Raw genomic sequence first — 18,867 nt, forward strand, 5'->3', positions numbered from 1 at the left:
CCTAGTGGTGCCAGACCGCGGTGTTCCCGCCGCGACGCTTGGCGGCGTACAGCGCGGTGTCCGCGTGGTGGAGCAGTTCGTCGACCGTGCGAGCCGACGTACTGCGCGCCATCCCCACGCTGATCGTCACGACGAGGAGTTCGTCGCCGACGTCGATCGGCGTCGTGATCGACGCGAGCATCCGGGTCACCACGTCGTCGACGTCGTATTCGTCGACGTCGGGGAGGATGGCGACGAACTCGTCGCCACCGAGCCTGCCGACCGCGGACGGCGCGCGCATCGCGTGGCGCAAATGCGCGGACACCCCCTGCAGGATGCGATCTCCGACGTGATGCCCCCGGGTGTCGTTGACATCCTTGAAGCCGTCGACGTCGAGGAACAACGCGACCGCAGGCCCCGCACCGGGCTCGAACAGGCGCTGCAGGTGCTCCGTGATGGCGGCGCGATTGAGCAGTCCGGTGAGACTGTCGTGCGTGGCCTCGTGCAGGAGAAGAGCGTGCGCCTCGTCCGCCTGTTGCTGAGCGGTGACTTCCGCGGTGACGTCCCGGAAATGCACGACCAGCGCGCCGGAATCGGCTGCGGCGGTCACCTCGATCGTCATCCCCGGCGAATACAGCGAGTCCACCCGGGTCCGCTGCTCGCGGCCGGTGGCGAGCACCTTGCGGCACAGTGCGTCGAAGTAGCTGCCCTGCGTTTCGGGAAGAACCTCGGTGACGACACGGCCGAGCAGTTCGTCCCGCGACCGCCGCACGTGCCGCAGGCAGCCGGAGTTGACGTAGATGATCCGCAGGTCCTCGTCGAGCGCCATGAACCCCAGGCCCACTCGATCGAGCAACGACGCGAGCTGCGCGTCCCGGCCGGCCACGTGTCCCAGTTCGATGACCACCCCCGTCAGCTCGACAGGGGCACCGGACGCATCGGTGGTGACGTCGATGCTGCGGGTGAGGATGTATCGGGTCGACCGATCTGCCAGCACGATGCGGAACACGCATTCCGCGCCCACGGACCCGGCGGTGTCACCGAACATGCGACGCACCGCGCCGATGTCTTCGGAATGGACACGCTGACGCCATAATTCGAGCGGTGGCCGGGAACCGTCGTCCCCGAAGATGGCGGCGGCCTTCTCATCCCACCACAACGTCCCGTTCACGATGTCGTACCGGACGATGCCCACCCCGAGGCGCGGAATACCCAACGCCATCAGAACCTCGCCGTCACCGTGATCGCCCCCAGCCGCTCGGAAACTGTCAGTTGGCGAGGAACTCGAGCAGCACCTTGTTCACCACTTCGGGCTGTTCGAGGTAGCCGTAGTGCCCGACGTCGGGGATCTCGTAGTACCGAGCCGACGGGATCGCCTCGGCCACCTCACGCGAGAGATACGGCGGGATCATCCGGTCGTCGGCGAAACCGACGGACAGGCACGGTGTCGTGATCGCCCGGTAGGCCTGCCTGCGATCGAAGCTGCGGTCCATCTCCATCTGCGCGCGCACGCCGTTCGACGTCCGGCCGCCGCTGAACTCGAACAGGTCGAGCCAGTCGCGGGCCGTGTGCGGGTCGACGAGCGATGCGGGCGACAGATTCATCACGGCAGTCACCGCGGCCCGGTACTTGGCCGGGAGTTCGACACCGCTGTCGTGCAGGGCGCGCTCACCCTCGGTGAGGGTCTGCTGGAAGTAGTCCATGCGGGCGTGACCGGCGAGGAAGGCCGCCTTGTGCACGAGATCGGGGCGGGTCAGGGCCAGTTCCTGCGCGACGCGGGCACCCATCGAGGTGCCGACGACACGGGCCGGGCCACCGCCGAGATGCTCGATCAGGCCCGCGGTGTCGGCGACGAGGTCGTCCATGGTGATCCCGTCGACGCTCTCACCGGACGGTGCGATGCCACGGTTGTCGAACGTGCAGACGCGGTAACCGGCGTCGATGAGCGCAGGGGTCTGATGCAGATCCCACACCCGTCCCGGACTTCCGGTTCCCATGATGAGCACCACTAAATCGCCGGATCCCTTGACCTGGTAATTCAGGGGGATCCCATTGATCGTGGCGATCGTCATCTTGCCTTCCTTCCATGGCCGGTCTCACCGAAATAGATTGGATAGCCTAAGCTGGCTTCGCTGCCGCTCGCATGCGGCGCTGACCGACAAGCTCGTCCAGGAGGACCGCGTTGAGAGTCGCCACACTCGGATATCAAACCTGGGGTCACCGTACCCTGCAGGCCCTGCTCCAGTCCGACCATGAGGTCGTCCTCGCGATCACCCACCCCAAGAGTGACCACGTCTACGAACAGATGTGGGCGGACTCCGTCGCCGACCTGGCCACCGAGCACGGGGTCCCCGTGCACATCGCCACCAAGCCCGACGAAAACTTCAAGGCCGCGCTGAAGCAGGCCGACCCCGACATCGTCGTCGCCAACAACTGGCGCACCTGGCTGCCACGGGACGTCTTCGACTCTCCCCGCTACGGCACCCTCAATATTCACGACTCGCTCCTGCCCAAGTACACAGGATTCTCCCCGCTCATCTGGGCGCTCATCAACGGTGAAGAAGAAGTAGGCCTCACCGCGCACCTCATGGACGAGGAACTCGACGCCGGCGACATCGTTTTGCAGAGGTCGACGCCCGTCGGACCGACGGACACCGTCACCGATCTGTTCCACCGCACCGTCGACATGATCGGCCCGATCACCCTCGACGCACTCGAGCTGATCGCGTCCGGTCGCACGGACTGGACGCCGCAGGACCGCTCGCAGGCCACGTTCTTCCACAAGCGTGCCCCCGAGGACAGCCTCATCGACTGGACGTGGCCCGCCGACGCCATCGAACGGCTCGTCCGCGCGCAGTCCGACCCGTACCCGAACGCCTTCACCCATTACAAGGGACAGCGTGTCCGGGTTCTGCAGGCCGCCGTATCCGAGGGAAATTACGGTGGCACGCCCGGGCGTGTCTTCATCCACGAAGGCGACGGAATGGTCATCGTCGCCGGACCCGACGCCCGCACGGGCCGGAACAAGGGCCTCAAGATCCAGCGCGTCCGGCTCGACGACGGCACCGAACTCGCCGGAACGGACTTCTTCCCCCACGGCGGCGGCTACCTCAGCTGACGCCCGTGCGCCTTTTTGGTAGCGGGGGCTACCAGAAAGGCGCACGGGGCGGAACGCCCTGCTACCGCCCCTCCCACGCCGACCAGAGTTCGGCGTAGCGTCCGCCGGCGGCGACGAGGTCGGCATGTGGACCCTGCTCGACGATCCGGCCGTGTTCGAGGACGACGACCCGGTCCGCGGCGGCCGCCTGTGTCAACCGGTGGGCCACCACCAGCGTCGTGCGACCGCGGGTCGCGGCCTCGGCCGACGCCTCGAGTTCCCGCGCACCCGCGCTGCCTGCTTCGGCTGTCGCCTCGTCCAGGATCGCGACCGCGGGGTTCGCCAGGACCAGTCGCGCCAGAGCCAGTTGCTGCGCCTGGGCGGCGGTCAGCTCGTGGCCGCCCTCCCCGACCACGGTCTGGACGCCGTCGTCCAGCGCGGTGACCCAGCCGTCGGCGCCGACGGCCTTCAATGCCATCGCCGCGTCCTCCTCGGAGGCGTCGGGTGCGGCGAGCCGAAGGTCGTCGATCAGCGGTCCGGCGAACACGTGGACTTCCTGGCTGACGATGGCGACCCGGCGGCGGAGACCACCCGGCTCCAGGTCCGGCAGCGCGGTGCCGCCGATGCGCACCGAACCGGACGTCGGGGCGATCGAGCCGGCCGCGATCGCCGCGACCGTCGTCTTGCCCGCTCCCGTCGAACCGACGAGGGCGACGCGTTCGCCGGACTTCACGTGCAGGCTGATGCCGTGCACCACTTCGTGGCTGCCGTCATAGGTGTGCCGGACGTCGGCGAGTTCGAGCGTCGAATCCGCGAACTCCCGGACGGTGGCGGTTCCGGTGCCCGAGGCGTCGTCGAGGTCGACGACGCCGACGAGCCGTGCCAGGCTCGCACCCGCAGACTGCACCTCGTCGAACGTGTACATCAGCATGCCGATCGGATTGAACAGCCGGTGGAAGAGCAGTGCCGCGGTTGTGGTCTGCCCGACGGTGACGATGTCGGCGTTCACCAGTGCGAATCCTGCGGCGAGAATGGTGGCGAGCCCCACGAACTCGGCCCGGTTGCCGCGTCCCGCAAACCGGGTGAACAGTGCGAAGACGCCGACGGACAGGTCGCGGGCCTTCTCCGACGCACCGTTGATCTGCCCCAGATGGCTGTCCTCGAGACCGTAGGCGCGCACCGTCCGGGCGCCCTGCATGCTGCTGATCAGCGCCTGCGAACGCTCCCCCATCGCGACGCGTTCGGCGGCGTACACCGGTGCGGACCGCGGCAGGTACCAGCGCATCGCCAGGGCATACATCGGCAGCGCCACCATGCCGGCGAGCCCGAGCCGCCAGTCGATGCCGAGCATCGTGACCATGCTCAGCACCACCAGCAGGACAGCCGTGACGAGGTTGGGGACGACGTCGGTGACGGCCTTGCCGATCACCGCGACGTCGTCGCCGACCCTCGACAGCAGGTCGCCCTTGCCGACGCGTTCGACCGTCTGAATCGGCAGTCGGAGCGCCCGGTCGACGGTGCGTTCGCGCAGGTCCGCCAGGATTCCCTCGCCGAGGCTGCGGATCAGGAACGACGCGAACCCGGCACACACGCCGCCGATCACCGCGGCGGACGCAATGACCGCGACCACCCACCCGATGGTGGACGGCGGCGCACCGTCCTGCACACGGTCGACGAGGACACCGAACACGTAGACCGGGACCAGCGCCATACCGGCCGCGACAGCGGCCACCAGCAGGGTGAAAACGCTCCGGCCGCGGCGGCGTCCCAGTTCGGACTTCAGCCACGCCCACGTGTCGCGCGCGTTGGCGATGGGCAGCAGTTCACTCATCGCAGGACCGCCTGACGGTAGTTCGCGTTCTCGGTCGCCAGTTGCGAGTGTGTGCCCTCGCCGACCACCGTTCCGTCGTCGAGCACGACGACGCGGTCGGTCACGGACAGCAGCGCGGGGCTGCTCGTGATGAGGATCGTCGTCTGGCTGCCCGCGGAGCCGCGATGTCGCAGGTCGGCGATGCCGCCCGCGATCGTGTGTTCGGTGACGGCGTCCACCGCGGTCGTCGGATCGTGCAGCACCATCACCGGCGACTGCGCCACCAGTGCGCGGGCGAGGGCGACTCGCTGCCGCTGACCGCCGGACAGCGAGGACCCCCGGTCGGCGACCTCGTGGTCGAGGCCCTCGGGGTGTGCGTCGACGACGTCCACCGCCGCGGACGCGGACAGCGCCGCCTGCACCTCGGACGCCGTCGCGCCGGGTCGGCCCGCGGTCACGTTCGACGCGACGGTTCCGGAGAACAGGTCCCCGTTGTGCGGTTCGACGAGCAGCGCCCGGCGGGCCTGCGCGAGATCCGCGTCCGACAGCCGGACTCCGCCCACCGTCAGTTCGCCGTTGTACCGGTCGGGCGGAACCTGCCCGGACAGCAGCGCGGCCAGCGCCTCCGCGTCCTGCGGGCGGTACGCGACGACGCCGAGCAGTTCGCCGGGGGTGACCCGGAGATCCACTGCGCTCAGGGACCGGTACGAGACGCCGCTCAGGCTGAGTTCGCTGCCGTCGAGTGTCCGGCCGGACCCCTCGGGCAGCAGCGGTTCGGCGTCCAGGACCAGGGCGAGGCGGTCCGCCGACGCGCGGGCGAGGGCGAGGAAACCGGGCAGCCCGGCCAGGACGCCGAGCGGTTCGATGAAGAACTGGGACAGTCCGACGACGGTGATCAGCTCGCCGATGGTGATGCGTCCCTCGAGGGCGAACCAGCCGGCGAAACCCGCGACACCGACGGCGAGGAGGGCGCTGACGGTCATCGACACCCCGGCGAACACGGCGGAACTCTTCGCCGTGTGCAGGGTGGCACCGAGCGCCTCGCGGCTGGCTGTTCGGTATCGCCGCGACGCCGACACCTCGGCGCCGATCCCGCGCAGGGGCCGGAGCCCGCTCACGAGGTCGGTGGCCATGGCGGACGCCCGCGCGACGGCGGCCTGCTGATCGGTGGCACGGCGGGTGATCAGCGGCGCCGCGAGCTGGAGGAGACCGAGGATGACGGGGGTGCCGATCAGAACGGCGAGCCCGAGGGGCACGTCGATCAGCAGCAGGGCGACGGCGGATCCGATCGCGGCGGTGAGGGCCGCCGCGGCCCGCGGTGTGATGTCCGCGATCCACGCCGCGCGGTCGGCGTCCGACGTCGACACGGACAGCAGCTCACCGGCACGCAGGTCGGTGCGCACTCCCCGCGGGTCGAGGATGCGGTGCGCCACCTCCATCCGCAGCTGGTGCGCCTCGTTCTGCATCGCCACGACGATGAACCGCGCGCCGAAACGCCACGCCGCTGTGAGCACCAGGAACAGCAGTGCCAGGGCGCACAGCCACACCGCGAGTGCGAACACGTCCCCGGTGGCGACGGCCCGGTCGACGATCACGCCGATCGAGATCGGGACCAGCGTCTCCGCCACCTGATGCAGGCAGACGAGCACGGTTCCGATCCCCAGCCGAACACGATTCCGCACCAGCGTGCGACGCAGAATTGCGGTGCCACCAGTCTTCACGCGCGTAACTCCCAACGCCGACGCTTCCCCACCCACCAACCAAGTAAGCAGACCCTAACTAGATGAACCCTAATCGATGGGCAACTAGCGTTGACATGCCCGGTTCTCATAGAGTCGCCGATACGAACTACTGCGCGTGACGCAGCAGCAAGCCCGAGAGGACAAAGATGGCCGCGAAGACGACCGCCGAAAACGACATCGCGGACGAGGATCTCGAACCCCTAGCCGACGAGACCGCCCGCCAGGCGCAGCGCGTTGTCGCTGCATACGCCGAAGATGCCGACGAGTGCAGGATGCTGCTCTCCATGCTCGGAATCGGACCCACCAGCAAGCTCGACTGAGAATTTCATCCACTTCGACTGCGAAGGAAGCCCGTGGCTGCCAGTTCGGAATCGTCAGCATCGTCATCACGCTCGACTTCTGATCCTGTTTCCGGGCAAGCCGACTTCGTCGTCGTAGCGAACCGACTCCCCGTCGACCTCGAACGCCTTCCGGACGGCACCACGCGCTGGAAGCGCAGCCCCGGTGGCCTCGTCACCGCGCTCGAGCCGATCCTGCGCCGCAACAAGGGCGCATGGGTCGGCTGGGCGGGGGTCGCGGACGCCGAGCTCGATCCCGTCGTCGAGGACGACCTCGAGCTCTACCCCGTTCCGCTGAGCGCCGCGGAGATCGCCGACTACTACGAGGGCTTCTCCAACGCCACCCTCTGGCCGCTCTACCACGACGTCATCGTCAAGCCCGAGTACAACCGCGACTGGTGGAACGCCTACGTCGAGGTCAACCGGCGCTTCGCGGAGGCCACGTCGAAGGCGGCCGCGCACGGCGCCACGGTGTGGATCCAGGACTATCAGCTGCAGCTCGTTCCGAAGATGCTGCGCATGCTCCGCCCCGACCTCACGATCGGGTTCTTCCTGCACATTCCGTTCCCGCCGGTGGAACTGTTCATGCAGATGCCGTGGCGCACCGAGATCATCGAGGGCCTGCTGGGCGCCGACCTGATCGGGTTCCACCTCCCGGGCGGTGCCCAGAACTTCCTGTACCTGGCCCGCAAACTCGCCGGTCAGCAGACGTCCCGCGGCAACGTGGGTGTCCGCTCCAAGCTGGGCGTCGTGCAGGTGGGGTTCCGCACGGTGCGCGTCGGCGCATTTCCGATCTCCATCGATTCGGGGCAGCTGGACGAACAGTCCCGGTCCAAGTCGATCCGGGACCGCGCCAAGAAGATCCGCAAGGAACTGGGCAATCCCAAACACATCATGCTCGGCGTCGACCGCCTCGATTACACGAAGGGCATCGACGTCCGCCTCGCCGCGCTGCACGAACTGCTCGACGAGCACCGCATCGACCCCGCCGACACCGTGATGGTGCAGCTGGCCACGCCGAGCCGCGAGCGGGTCGACAGCTACGTGCAGATGCGCGACGACATCGAACGCAAGGTCTCGCGGATCAACGGCGAGTACAGCGAGGTCGGCCGGCCGGTCGTGCACTACCTGCACCGGCCGATCCCTCGCGAGGAGCTGATCGCCTTCTTCGTCGCCGCCGACGTGATGCTGGTGACTCCGCTGCGCGACGGTATGAACCTCGTCGCCAAGGAATACGTGGCCTGCCGTAGTGATCTCGGCGGCGCGCTGCTGCTCAGCGAGTTCACCGGCGCGGCCGCCGAACTGCGTCAGGCGTTCCTGTGCAATCCGCACGATCTCGACAGCGTCAAGGATGCGATGGAGCAGGCCCTGGGCCAGCCGAAGGAGGACGGCCGACGCCACATGCGGGCCCTGCGCAGGCAGGTCCTCGCACACGACGTCGACCGGTGGGCCAGGTCCTTCCTCGACGCCCTCGCTCACGGCGGCGCCGCCGGCCCCGCGCTGATCGCTCCCGCCGAGGCTTCCGAATCCGACTACAACGAGGACGCGACCGGGGAGAACTGACCTCCCCGGCTCAGCTGACCGGACGTCACCAGGAAGGCGACGAAGTCGCGGATCGTCTCGTCGGCGGGACGCGGAACGTAGCCGAGTTCGGACCGCGCCTTGCTGCCGTCGATGACGGGCGCCGCGAGCAGCGCCGCCATCGCCGACCGCGACAGCACGTCGGAGCCGAACCGGGTCCCGATCGGTTCGGCGATCGGCAGCACGCGTTCGATGACGCTGAGTGGGAACGAGTACAGCGGCCCCCGACGACCCGCCGCACGCGCAGCCCTCCTCACGGCATCGTGCATGCCGAGCATGTGCCCCGAGATCAGGTAGTTCTCACCGGTCCGGCCCTTCTCCCCGGCGGCGATCAGTCCGGCGGCGACGTCGCGGACGTCGACGAAGTCGAACCCGCCCTGCACGGCAGCGGGAACGCGGCCGCGAGCGGCGTTGCGCAGCAACGCGTTCACCCGCGACAGTCCGTAGTCGACGGGCCCGTACACCCCGGTCGGATTGCAGATCACCGCATCGAGCCCGGCCTCGACCACTTCGCGGAGTTCGATCTCGCCCGCCCATTTGGACCTGTCGTACACCGGGATCGACGCGGCGACGGACCGGGGCGAGTTCTCGTCGAGCGTTCCGCCGCAACTGGCCTGATCGAAGGAGTGCACGGAACTGCAATGCACCATCCGCCGAACACCCACTGCGAGAGCGGCTTCGGCGACGGTCCGGACGCCCTTGGTGTTGACGGTCCAGGCCAGGTCGTCCTTCTGTGCGAGGGTGATCATCGCGACCAGGTGGTAGACCACCTCGGCGCCCTCCAGCGCCCGCTTCATGGATTCGACGTCGAGCACGTCGGCGTTCACCCACGTGACCCCGTACTCGGGTGCGTACCGGGAACGCACGCGGTCGATTGCGGTCACCTCGTGGCCTGCCTCGACCAACAGATTCAGCAGATTGTTGCCCACGAATCCCGCGGCGCCGGTTACTGCAACCTTCATCGACGACTCCCCGTTCGGTTGTGGCCCCGCGACGCAGCGTCGTGCGTCGGCAATCGGCCAGGAGATCCCGACAGTACTAGAACTTGTTTCATTTTGTGAAGGGGGTGACCGCCTCGACGAACATTCGCACCCGCGAGATCTCGTGAGATCGCTTCGCGAACTCCAGCAGGGCGACCCCCTCCCACGCGGCCGAACGCACGGATGCGGTGACGGCGCACCCCGCCACGATCATCTTGCTCCACTGCAGTTCACGAAGGCTTTCCGCGAAGTGAGCGAGCGCGATCGGGGAACCCGACGACAGTTCGAGAACCGCACCGGGAGCAAGCCGCTCCGACATTGCGGCCGTGTCCTGACGGCGGACGGCGACCAGAAATCCGGTGGCGGCGTTCCTGCCCGGACGTCCGACGGTCCGCAGTCCTCGCATGAAACCTGTTACACCGAGCACGCCCTGATTCGACAGCAGTTGCGGCGCCAGCTTCACCGACGCCGCCGCGCCCCGCCACCCCGCCCCGGCCAGCTGGGCGATCATCACGGGCAGTTCCCAGTGCGCGTACAACCCGTCGACGGTCACGACACCCGACTCCACCACGAGGTCGTAGCGCAGGTGCATCGGCACCGTCAGCACCACTCCCGTCGACATCCGGGTCTCGAGGTCGAGGTCGCGGACCACCGTCATCCCGCACACCACATCCCGCTTCACGTGGAACGTGATCGAGTTGGGGGCGATGAACGTGTCGTAGAACCGTTCGATCGCCGCCGTGCCGACGTGCGGCCGCGAGCCCACCGGGTCGCTGACCCGAGCGCCGTCCGAGAACAGCCCGACCCACGCGGCGCGGTCGTGCACCGCGACCGCGGACGGTGAACGCCCAACGACAGCAAGGAGTTCCGCCACGGTCGGCGTCGGGTCCGGCACCGTTACACCGGGGTCAACTGATCGACGAGCCAGCGGTCGTCGACCTTCTGCAGCGACACCCGCACACGGCTGCCCGACGTTCGGGCGTCGGGAGCGTCGGCGCTCGTCGTCGTCTGGTTGAGGTACAGCAGGACCACCGCCTCGTCGGGTGTGGTCGACACGGGCGCGGCGGCCTGCACCGACACCTGCACGGTGAGTTGCTTCTCCTTGGCGCCCGGCGCGATGGTTTCCTGCACGAGCGTGGTGTAGTCGTCGCGGAACGAGCCGGTGAGTCCGTCTGCGGCAGCCGCCAACTGGTTGTCGACGTCGGCGAAATCGTACGCCAGCATCGCCACCGCCTGCTTGCCCGCGGCGTCGACGGCCTCGGTGCGCGCCTGCTCCGAGAGTTGATCCTGCCGGTGGTCGTACCAGAGGAAACCCACCCCGACGGCGAGCGCGACCACCACGACCGCGGCCGCGATCTTCAGCGCTGTCTGCTTGGTGACGGCGAACTTTCGCTTGTCTTCGTTGTTGTCGCTCATGGGACGAACTCCACCTTCGATGCGGTCAACTTGCCGTCGACGTCGCTGACCGTCACTCGCATCCGGAAATCGCGCGGTGAGGGTTCCGGTTGCTCCTTACTGCTCACCATCGTCCGGGCGGCCACCAGAACATTCGCCGAGATCGAGGTCTCGCTCCCGTTCTCGACTCCTGCCTCGACGACCTGGCCCTCGGTGGTCACATTCGCGTCCTGCACGACACCGACGAACGGATCCTCCCGGCCCTGGAACTCTTCGAGGAACTGACCCGAGGCGCCGGCGATGATCCGGTCGACGTCTTCCTTCGCCGTCTCGGGATGGATGGTCGTCAGGTTGAGCACCGTCTGCCGGGCGGTGTCGACGAACGCCTGACGGCGATCGTCCCGTTCGCGCGCGGACCGTAGGTCGAGCAGAAGCACCACCGCCGCGACGACCAGTGCGACGACGACCACCGCGGTAACGCCCCACGCGAGCAACGACTTCAGCGATCGACGCTGCTTCGGTGCGTCGGGCGCCGGAGGTTCCGGGGACGCGACCTTCGCCGTCGACACCTTCGCCGCCTCGGGCGCGGCGTGCGCGCCCACCGGCTTGGCGAGGACCACCGGCTTCGGGGCCTCGGTCTCCCCCACCGGCGGGCCGGCGTGCCGGACGGCCCTGCGCCTGCTCCGGTCCTTCGCCGCGGACGTCTGCTCGGTCGCCCGCTCCGTGGAGTCGGTGGCGCGTTCGTCTGTGCTGGAACTCAAATCTGCTGACCTGTCATCATCGTCTGCCACGTCGAGTCCTTTCCCTGCACCGCCAGATCCGGTTGGGTGTACGTCTTTCCATCCGAACCAATGAAGCTACCGGTGGCCGGGTCGTAGGGCACGGCCGCGACCGGTGCACCCGCGGCGCCTTCGTAGGAACTCGGAACGGCTGTGTACGAGGGTACATCCGGCGGCATGATCGGCCCGTACGGCGGGTTGTTGCCCGACGCCTCCCAGCCCTCGCGGCACGCCTCGACCGTCGGTGCGCGGCGTCCCGGGAACTCCATGCACGGCAGGTTCCGCGCGCCGCGCACCACGGACGGGTCATCCGGAGCGGCCTTGCAGTACAGGTCGTTCGGTGTCGCGATCGGGTCGGTCTGATCTCCCGACCGGCGTTGCTCCGGGGGCAGGAAGCCCGTCGTGCAGGCCGGCGGGTCGTGCAGTTGCAGGGCGAAGTCGACGATTGCGCCGTCCTCCACCGGCCCGCCCGTCGCCGCCGTCACGAGTGCCGCGGTCAGGGGCGGGTAGATGACCAGAACCTGCTCGATGCTCTTGTTGTAGATCACCCCGACCTGGCCGACGCTCACCAGATTCCGCAGCAGAATCGGCAGGGTCGGCTGCAGGTCCTGGAACAGCTGGGTGGCCTCCTGCGCCGTTCCCGGGCCCTTCTCCAGCACCGACCGCAGGCTCGGGTCGCTCGCCCGCAACTGGTCGGTGAACGTCACCAGGTCCCGGGTCCACGACCGGATGGCGTCGCTGCTGACCGTCTGCGTGTCGAGCAGGGGGCCGACCTGGTCGATCAGGGCCTTCGTCGCGTCGCTGTTCGCGTCTGCCTCCTCGACGAACAACCGGGCCGAGTCGATGAGCCGCTGCAGGTCGGGACCGGATCCGTTGAACGCCGTGAACGCCTCGTCGATCACCGTCTGCAGCCTGGTGTCCGAGATGCTCGCGAGCAGTTCGTCGGCCTGGTCGAGCATCTCGCCGACATCCTGCGGAATGGTGGCCCGATCCAACGGGATCACGTCGCCGTTCGCGAGGTACGGGCCGTCGGCCTCGGCCGCGCCGTCCCGGGGAATCAGGTCGACGTACTGCTCGCCGACCGCCGACACGCTCTTGACCGCCGCGTCGACGTCCGCCGGAATCTTGTAGTCGCTGTCGAGCGACATCTTCGCTTCCACACCGTCACCGGTGAGCGTCACGTACTCGACGACACCGATGTTGGTGCCGCGATAGGCGACATTGGCGTGCGAGTAGAGCCCACCGGTGGACGGCAGTCGGACACTCACCTCGTAGCGCCCGACGCCGAACAGCACCGGCACCTTCACGTACTGGATCGACATCACCACGAGCCCGATGACGGTGAGAATCGAGAAGATGATCAGCTGAATGCGAACGAATCTCGTCATTCTCATGGTGTCGGCGCCCCTCCCAGTTGCGGCGGAAGGCCCGGAATCTGCGGCAGTCCGGGTATCTGCGGAAGCCCCGGAATCACCGGCGGTGCGGGTGCCGGCTTCGGAGCCGGCTGCAGGGGTGCCTGCAGCGGATCGCCCGACTGCCCGGCCACCCCGGCGAGCGATCCCACGGCGCCCTCGACGCCGCCGAGCGATCCGCCGAGACCGGTTCCGGTCAGGAAGTTGCTGTCCACGCGCTCGTTGGTCATGTCGATCGTCATCATGAGGTTCGCGTAGTCACCCTGAATCGCCTTGTCCATCGTCTTCATCGGGAAGGGGTACGTGAGCATCAGGGTCAGCACCTCGGTCAGCGCGCTCCCCGAGTTGGCGAGTTCACGCAGCACCGGTGTGAGGTTCGCCAGGTTCGCTTTCAGTTCCTCGCCGCTGCTCTCCACGAGACGGGAAGCGGTGTCGCTGAGCTTGCCCACCTCGACCAGCGCGGTGGTGAGGTTCTGCCGTTGGGTGACGAGCACTTCCAGCGCGGGCGGGATGCCGTCCAGCGCCGCGTCCAGGGTGGCCTTCTGCGCGTTGACGGTGCCCGCCAACCGGTCGAGTCCCTCCATCGCGCCGATGATGTCTCCGCGCTGCTGATCCAGGCTCGTGACGAGCCGGTCGAGTTGCGGGAGAAGATCCCGGATCGAGTCCTCCCGGCCACCCAGTGCGGCGTTGAGCTCGAGAGTGATGTCGTGGATCTGGGCGATGCCGCCACCGTTGAGTACCACCGACAGTGACGACAACGTCTGCTCGGTGGTCGGGTAGGCGCCCGCCCGCTCGATGGGGATCACGTCGCCGTCCTCGAGCCTGCCCTCGGGCTCGGCATCGGTCGGCGGAGCCAGTTCGAGGTGCTGCGAGCCGAGGAGGCTGGTCTGGCCGATCTTGGCGGTCGCGTTGGCAGGCAGTTGGACGTCGCCGTTGATCGAGACGGTGACCAGTGCATGCCAGTCCTGCACGTCGATGCCCGTCACCGATCCCACCGTCACGTCGTTCACGCGGACCGGCGAGTTCTGCGACAGCGTCGTGACATTGGGCATCTGGATCTCGACCGTGTAGGCGTCGTCGCCCTGGCCCTCGGTGCCCGGCAGGGGAAGAGAATTCAGCCCTTCCCACTCGCACCCGGTCAGGGTGAGGGACAACGTGATCGCGACGGCCGCGACGGCGCCGCGACGCACCCGTGTGTGCTTCGTCATCGCCCACCTCCCGGCTGCAGCAGATCGTTCAGGTCCTTGGGCACGGCGACGGTCGGCATCCCGGCGAGGGTCCCGGTCATCGGCGGCGCGGACCGCGGAGGTACGGAGGCCTCGAGGCTCGGCGGGGTGTACTCGATCTGGTCGGGGAATGCGTTCACACCCGTCGTCGGGTTGGTGAGGATGGGCAGGTAATTCGCCGTCAGCGAGTTCAGGACCGGCGACAGGTACTGGGTGCACAGGTCCGCGCTCCGGTTCGCCTCGTTGGCCTGCAGGCTCTGGATGGCACCGCACATGAAGTTCACGGGGTTCCCGAAGTTCGCCATCGCGACCGCACCGACCAGTGATCCCTGCGCCGGCTTGTAGATGTTGCTGAAGTTGGCCAGCGCCGTGGGCGCGACGTGGAGCACCTGCTCGATCTGCGGCCTCTTGTCGGCGAGCACCTGGGTGGCGTCGGCCAGGCGGCCGACCTGTTCGCTCAGGCTCGCCCGGTTCTCCACGACGAACCGGTTGACGTCGCCGAGCGCGAGGTCGAGATCGTTCAGGGCGGTGCCGAGTTCGTCGGAGTTGGTGGCGAGCATGTTCGACACCGACGCGAGCCGTCCCTCGAACTGGACGATCTGCTCGTTGCTCGACGACAGAGCCGCCACGAACGTCTGCAGGTTGCGGATGGTGGAGAACAGGTCGGTGCGGCCGTCGGACAGCGTCCGCATGGTCTCCGACAGTTCCCGCAGCGTGTTCCGCAACGACTCTCCGTTGCCGTCGAGATTGTCGGCGGCGGTGTCGATGAACGTGCCGAGCGAGCCCTGCGGGTCGGCACCCTGCGGTCCGAGCGCCTCCGACAGCTTGTTCAGCTCCGTCTTGATCTCGTCCCATTCCACCGGGACGGCGGTGCGCTCCACGGGGATGCTCGCGCCGTCGCCCATCGTCGGCCCACCCGCGTACACGGGTGTCAGCTGGACGAACCGTCCCGACACCAGGCTGGGTGCGACGATGACGGCCTTCGCGTCGGCCGGGATCTCGACGCTCTTCTGCACGTTCATCGTGACCCGTGCGAAGTCGGCGCCGGGCTCGATCGAGTCGATCGTCCCCACCTTCACACCGAGGACGCGGACGTCGTCGCCCGAATACAGGCCGGTGGTCGCCGGGAAGTACGCGGTGATCGTGTTCTGGAAGAGTTTGGGCACGAACATCACTGCGGCGCCGACGATCAGCACCACCACGGCCGCGGCGACGCCGCCGCGGATCAGCCACTTCTTCCGCGTGTTGGTGATTTCCGGGTTCGTCGTCATCGCGGCGGTTCCCTCAGCTCGATGGACGGACCTGTCTGCAGGTAGGCCTGGAGGTCGTTGGGGAGATGCTCCGGCCACGTCACCGCGTCGCTGAGCCCCTGGAACAGGTTGCCGATGCCGATGTTGTAGACGTACGCCATGAAGAACGGACCGCTACCGACCGACTCACCGAGCTGAGTCGCGTACGGGGCGAGGCCGTCGAGTGCCTGCGAGATGTTGTCCTTGTTCCGCTGCAGGACGTCGACCACCGAGTTCAGCTTGTCGAGCGTCGGTTTCATCTGCTCCTCGTTGTCCTGGACCAGTCCCGTGAGCTGCCGGGACACCGCGGAGATGTTCACGATCAGCTGGCTGATCGCCGTGCGGCGACGGTCGAGCTCGCCGAACAGCTGGTTCCCGTCGACGATCAGCGAGTTGATCTGCCCGCTGCGCTCGGCGAGGATTCCGGTCACGTTCTCGGCACGCGAGAGCAGCTGTCTCAGCGTCTCGTCCCGCGAATTGATGCTCTCCGACAACCGGGTCAGGCCGTCAAGAGCGGTGCGCAGCTCGGGCGGTGTGTTCTCGAGAGCACCGGACATCGCGTTCAACGCGTTGTTGACCTCGTCGGTGTCGAGCTCGGACACGGTGTTCGACAGATCGCCGAGCGCGTCGTTGAGAGAGTACGGAGAGTTGGTGCGCTCCAATGGAATCGTCGACCCCACCGACATCGTGTCGTACCCGAGCGGGGTGACGGCCAGCGACTTCCGTCCGAGAACCGTGTTCGTCTTGATGTTCGCCTCGGTGGCGTCGCCGAGGACGATGCCGTCCTGGATCGTGAACGTGACGAGCACGTGCTGATCGTCCAGTTCGACCTCGGCGACCTTCCCGACGTCGACGCCGGCGAGCGTCACCGCGTCGCCGGTCATCAGCCCACCCGCGTCCTCGAAGTAGGCGGAGTACTGCGTTCCGCCCGAAAGGAATTGCAGCTGATCGTATTGCAGGGTCGCGATCACGATCATGCTCGCGATGGCGACACCGATGATTCCCACCTGTACGGGATTACGTTCGCGCTTCATGGCTACGGTGCACACCTCCCTGCCGTCTGACCGCCCGGCATGTTGAGGAGCAGATCCGATCCGTCCGGGCCGGAGAACTTGAACTTGACCGTGCAGACGTACATCTGGAAGAAGCTGCCGTAGGTGCCGATGCGGATGAGCCTCCGATAGGCGTCGGGCAGATTCTGGAACACCCAGTCGAGGTCGTCCTCCCCCGCCTGGAGTTGGGTTGCAGTGCGGTTGGCCTCGGCGATCGTGCTCTGCAACGGTGGCCGCGCACCTTCGAGCAGATTCGCGAGATCCCCCGTCGCCCCTGCGATGCGGGGAATGGCGTCGCCGATCTGATCGCGGTCCTGGGAGAGCCCGCTGACCAACTGCTGCAACTGGTCGAGCGTCGACCGGAACTGGTCGCCGCGGTCGTTGATGGTGCCGAGCACCTGGTTGAGGTTCGTGATCACCTCACCGATCAACTGGTCCCGGTCGGCCAGGGTGTTCGTGAACGAACTCGTGCTGCCGAGGAGAGAGACGAGGGTTCCGCCCTGCCCCTGGAACACCTGGACCAGCGCCTGGGACAGGTCGTTGACCTGCTGCGGGTCCAACGCCCGCAGGAGTGGCTTGAACCCACCCAGCAGAAGGTCGAGATCGAGTGCGGGAGAGGTGTTCTCGACGGGAATGGATCCACCGTCCGGCAGCGGTTCCACCGAACCGGCGCCTTCGAGAAGTTCCATGTACCGGTCGCCGACGAGGTTTTCGTACCGCACCGTGGCCTTGGTCCCGTCGAACAGCGAGTACTTGGTGTCGACGGTGAAGTCGACGTCGGCGAGGTTGTCGTCGTCGATGCTCACCTTCTCGACGGCGCCGACGGGAACGCCGGCGATGCGCACCTTGTCGCCGGGCTTGAGCCCGGACACGTCCGTGAAGGTGGCGTGGTAGCCGTCGGAGCTGCTGAACCGGTACTGGCTGAACACCAGGGCGAGTCCGGCGAAGATCACCGACATCACCGTCGCGAAGATCAGCAGTTTGACCGTGGTCGCTCGCACTGTCACTGCCCACCCTGCCCGGGGTACACACCCGCGAACAGCAGCTGGAACACCTTGGGCAGGTGCACCTGGACTTCCGTCGACGGCACGAACGGCACCGTTCCGGTGTCGGCCACGACGAAGTTCGCATGCTTGCTGAGATCAGGGTTGGGAAGACCGTGGCAGTTCGGCCCACCTGTCGCGTTCACTTTCGGCAGGTCCTTCGGATAGGTGTACGGCTCCTGCCCGTACATGAAGCTGGCGCTCAGCGCGATGCCCGGCTGATTGCCGCCGATGAGCTGTTCGGCGAGGGGAATCACGTTGTTCAGGCCGACGATGAAGCAGGAGATCTCGGGCGAGTACTCGGCCAACAGGTCCGTCGTCGGGAGCAGCAGGTCGAGAGAGGAGTTCAGGTTCTGCTCGTTCTCGGTGAGTACGGTGTTCGCCGTGTCGGCCAGCCCGGTGACGTTGAGCAGCACGGCATCCAGGTTGTCCTGTTCGTCGACGACGGTGCCGCTGGTGGCCGTCGCGTTGTCGAGCACTCGCAGCAGATCCGGTGCCGTGTCGGCGTACACGTCGGTGACCTGCGCGGCTTTCGCGAAATCTTCCTGCAGCTGAGGCAGACTCGGATTCATCTTCGCCAGGTAGCTGTCGCTCTGCTCGAGCAGGGCGCCGAGTTCCTCTCCGCGCCCGCGCAGCGCCGAGGAGATGGCCCCGAGGGTGGCGTTGAGCTTCTCCGGCTGTACCTGCGCCAGCACGTCCGACAAGTGCTGGAAGACCGTGTTGAACTCGACGGTGACGTTGTCGGACGCGATGACGTCACCTGCCTGAAGAGGGGTGGACGACGGGTTCTCCGGCATCACGAAGTTGACGTACTTCGCGCCGAACACGGTGGTGGACTTGATCTCCACGGTGGCGTTGGAGGGGATCAGCGACATCATGTCGGGGTACATCGCCAGTTTCAGCTCGGCGCCGTCCGTCACGTGTTCGATGGAGCCGACGCGGCCGACCTCGACGCCGAGGAGCTTGACCTTGGCGTCGGGTTCCATCACCAGCCCGGAGCGATCCGACGTGACGGTGACGGGCGTGGTCTCGCTGAAGGTTCCGTTGAACATGGCCAGTGACACACCGATGATCGCGAGAAGACTCACGACGAGAACGAGTGCCGCGAGCTTCTTCTTCCCACTCGAATCAGACATCTACCGGC

At 67.3% G+C, this 18,867-nt stretch carries 17 protein-coding genes; 3 read left to right on the forward strand and 14 right to left on the reverse strand.

The window, feature by feature from the left end:
* Position 1: 1 nt before the first annotated feature.
* Both DTA22_RS25490 and DTA22_RS25495 read right to left on the reverse strand, forming a co-directional pair.
* Positions 2 to 1,201, reverse strand: coding sequence for a sensor domain-containing diguanylate cyclase (locus DTA22_RS25490; RefSeq protein ID WP_112301321.1), 1,200 nt, complete (start codon positions 1,199 to 1,201; stop codon positions 2 to 4).
* A 46-nt stretch (positions 1,202 to 1,247) separates the two neighbouring features.
* Positions 1,248 to 2,051, reverse strand: a complete 804-nt coding sequence (locus DTA22_RS25495) for an alpha/beta fold hydrolase (RefSeq protein WP_037241549.1) — start codon at positions 2,049 to 2,051, stop codon at positions 1,248 to 1,250.
* A gap of 110 nt (positions 2,052 to 2,161) precedes the next feature.
* On the opposite strand from DTA22_RS25495, the gene DTA22_RS25500 reads away from it, so the two are divergent.
* Complete coding sequence (locus tag DTA22_RS25500) at positions 2,162 to 3,097, forward strand: methionyl-tRNA formyltransferase (protein WP_037241552.1); 936 nt, start codon at positions 2,162 to 2,164, stop codon at positions 3,095 to 3,097.
* A 61-nt stretch (positions 3,098 to 3,158) separates the two neighbouring features.
* Here DTA22_RS25500 and DTA22_RS25505 read toward each other — a convergent pair whose 3' ends face one another.
* Together DTA22_RS25505 and DTA22_RS25510 are read right to left on the reverse strand one after the other, a co-directional pair.
* Positions 3,159 to 4,907, reverse strand: a complete 1,749-nt coding sequence (locus tag DTA22_RS25505) for an ABC transporter ATP-binding protein (RefSeq protein ID WP_112301322.1) — start codon at positions 4,905 to 4,907, stop codon at positions 3,159 to 3,161.
* Complete coding sequence (locus DTA22_RS25510) at positions 4,904 to 6,607, reverse strand: ABC transporter ATP-binding protein (protein WP_037241558.1); 1,704 nt, start codon at positions 6,605 to 6,607, stop codon at positions 4,904 to 4,906. Before DTA22_RS25510 ends, DTA22_RS25505 begins: the two co-directional genes overlap by 4 nt.
* A 167-nt stretch (positions 6,608 to 6,774) precedes the next feature.
* On the opposite strand from DTA22_RS25510, the gene DTA22_RS36355 reads away from it, so the two are divergent.
* A complete protein-coding gene (locus DTA22_RS36355; RefSeq protein ID WP_005262874.1) occupies positions 6,775 to 6,948 on the forward strand; it encodes a hypothetical protein in 174 nt (57 codons plus the stop codon).
* 33 nt (positions 6,949 to 6,981) lie between these two features.
* Complete coding sequence (locus DTA22_RS25515; RefSeq protein WP_037241561.1) at positions 6,982 to 8,529, forward strand: alpha,alpha-trehalose-phosphate synthase (UDP-forming); 1,548 nt, start codon at positions 6,982 to 6,984, stop codon at positions 8,527 to 8,529.
* Here DTA22_RS25515 and DTA22_RS25520 read toward each other — a convergent pair.
* The 10 genes from DTA22_RS25520 to DTA22_RS25565 form a co-directional block, all read right to left on the reverse strand.
* Positions 8,499 to 9,509, reverse strand: coding sequence for an NAD-dependent epimerase/dehydratase family protein (locus DTA22_RS25520; protein ID WP_037241564.1), 1,011 nt, complete (start codon positions 9,507 to 9,509; stop codon positions 8,499 to 8,501). The genes DTA22_RS25515 and DTA22_RS25520 overlap by 31 nt on opposite strands.
* Before the next feature lie 88 nt (positions 9,510 to 9,597).
* Entirely contained in the window at positions 9,598 to 10,422 is an 825-nt protein-coding gene (locus tag DTA22_RS25525; protein WP_037241566.1) for a nuclear transport factor 2 family protein, read from the reverse strand.
* Between the two features lie 2 nt (positions 10,423 to 10,424).
* Entirely contained in the window at positions 10,425 to 10,943 is a 519-nt protein-coding gene (locus DTA22_RS25530; RefSeq protein WP_112301323.1) for a h domain protein, read from the reverse strand.
* The gene (locus DTA22_RS25535; RefSeq protein WP_112301324.1) at positions 10,940 to 11,683 is read right to left on the reverse strand and encodes a hypothetical protein; all 744 of its coding nucleotides are present in this window, start codon (positions 11,681 to 11,683) and stop codon (positions 10,940 to 10,942) included. The genes DTA22_RS25530 and DTA22_RS25535 overlap by 4 nt, the downstream gene beginning before the upstream one ends.
* Positions 11,680 to 13,095 carry an MCE family protein gene (locus DTA22_RS25540; RefSeq protein ID WP_112301325.1) on the reverse strand — a complete coding sequence of 472 codons (1,416 nt, stop codon included), beginning with the start codon at positions 13,093 to 13,095 and terminating at the stop codon, positions 11,680 to 11,682. The genes DTA22_RS25535 and DTA22_RS25540 overlap by 4 nt, the downstream gene beginning before the upstream one ends.
* Positions 13,092 to 14,321 (reverse strand): MCE family protein, encoded by a 1,230-nt coding sequence (locus DTA22_RS25545; RefSeq protein WP_112301326.1) that lies wholly within the window; start codon positions 14,319 to 14,321, stop codon positions 13,092 to 13,094. The genes DTA22_RS25540 and DTA22_RS25545 overlap by 4 nt, the downstream gene beginning before the upstream one ends.
* A complete protein-coding gene (locus DTA22_RS25550) occupies positions 14,318 to 15,610 on the reverse strand; it encodes an MCE family protein (protein WP_112301327.1) in 1,293 nt (430 codons plus the stop codon). The genes DTA22_RS25545 and DTA22_RS25550 overlap by 4 nt, the downstream gene beginning before the upstream one ends.
* Positions 15,607 to 16,662, reverse strand: a complete 1,056-nt coding sequence (locus tag DTA22_RS25555) for an MCE family protein (protein WP_037241584.1) — start codon at positions 16,660 to 16,662, stop codon at positions 15,607 to 15,609. The genes DTA22_RS25550 and DTA22_RS25555 overlap by 4 nt, the downstream gene beginning before the upstream one ends.
* Positions 16,663 to 16,664: 2 nt before the next feature.
* Positions 16,665 to 17,687, reverse strand: coding sequence for an MCE family protein (locus DTA22_RS25560; protein ID WP_016883999.1), 1,023 nt, complete (start codon positions 17,685 to 17,687; stop codon positions 16,665 to 16,667).
* Positions 17,684 to 18,859 carry an MCE family protein gene (locus tag DTA22_RS25565; RefSeq protein ID WP_037241586.1) on the reverse strand — a complete coding sequence of 392 codons (1,176 nt, stop codon included), beginning with the start codon at positions 18,857 to 18,859 and terminating at the stop codon, positions 17,684 to 17,686. The genes DTA22_RS25560 and DTA22_RS25565 overlap by 4 nt, the downstream gene beginning before the upstream one ends.
* Between the last annotated feature and the right edge of the window lie 8 nt (positions 18,860 to 18,867).

It is taken from the genome of Rhodococcus wratislaviensis (assembly GCF_900455735.1).
In the GTDB taxonomy this organism is placed as follows: Bacteria; Actinomycetota; Actinomycetes; order Mycobacteriales; family Mycobacteriaceae; genus Rhodococcus_F; species Rhodococcus_F wratislaviensis.

Bases quoted from the DNA above. Each gene is read 5' to 3' on its own strand.
- DTA22_RS25565 (WP_037241586.1), bottom strand. From the start codon at position 18,859: ATGTCTGATTCGAGTGGGAAGAAGAAGCTCGCGGCACTCGTTCTCGTC.
- DTA22_RS25530 (WP_112301323.1), bottom strand. From the start codon at position 10,943: ATGAGCGACAACAACGAAGACAAGCGAAAGTTCGCCGTCACCAAGCAG.
- DTA22_RS36355 (WP_005262874.1), top strand. From the start codon at position 6,775: ATGGCCGCGAAGACGACCGCCGAAAACGACATCGCGGACGAGGATCTC.
- DTA22_RS25555 (WP_037241584.1), bottom strand. From the start codon at position 16,662: ATGAAGCGCGAACGTAATCCCGTACAGGTGGGAATCATCGGTGTCGCC.
- DTA22_RS25540 (WP_112301325.1), bottom strand. From the start codon at position 13,095: ATGAGAATGACGAGATTCGTTCGCATTCAGCTGATCATCTTCTCGATT.
- DTA22_RS25520 (WP_037241564.1), bottom strand. From the start codon at position 9,509: ATGAAGGTTGCAGTAACCGGCGCCGCGGGATTCGTGGGCAACAATCTG.
- DTA22_RS25545 (WP_112301326.1), bottom strand. From the start codon at position 14,321: ATGACGAAGCACACACGGGTGCGTCGCGGCGCCGTCGCGGCCGTCGCG.
- DTA22_RS25505 (WP_112301322.1), bottom strand. From the start codon at position 4,907: ATGAGTGAACTGCTGCCCATCGCCAACGCGCGCGACACGTGGGCGTGG.
- DTA22_RS25495 (WP_037241549.1), bottom strand. From the start codon at position 2,051: ATGACGATCGCCACGATCAATGGGATCCCCCTGAATTACCAGGTCAAG.
- DTA22_RS25550 (WP_112301327.1), bottom strand. From the start codon at position 15,610: ATGACGACGAACCCGGAAATCACCAACACGCGGAAGAAGTGGCTGATC.
- DTA22_RS25490 (WP_112301321.1), bottom strand. From the start codon at position 1,201: ATGGCGTTGGGTATTCCGCGCCTCGGGGTGGGCATCGTCCGGTACGAC.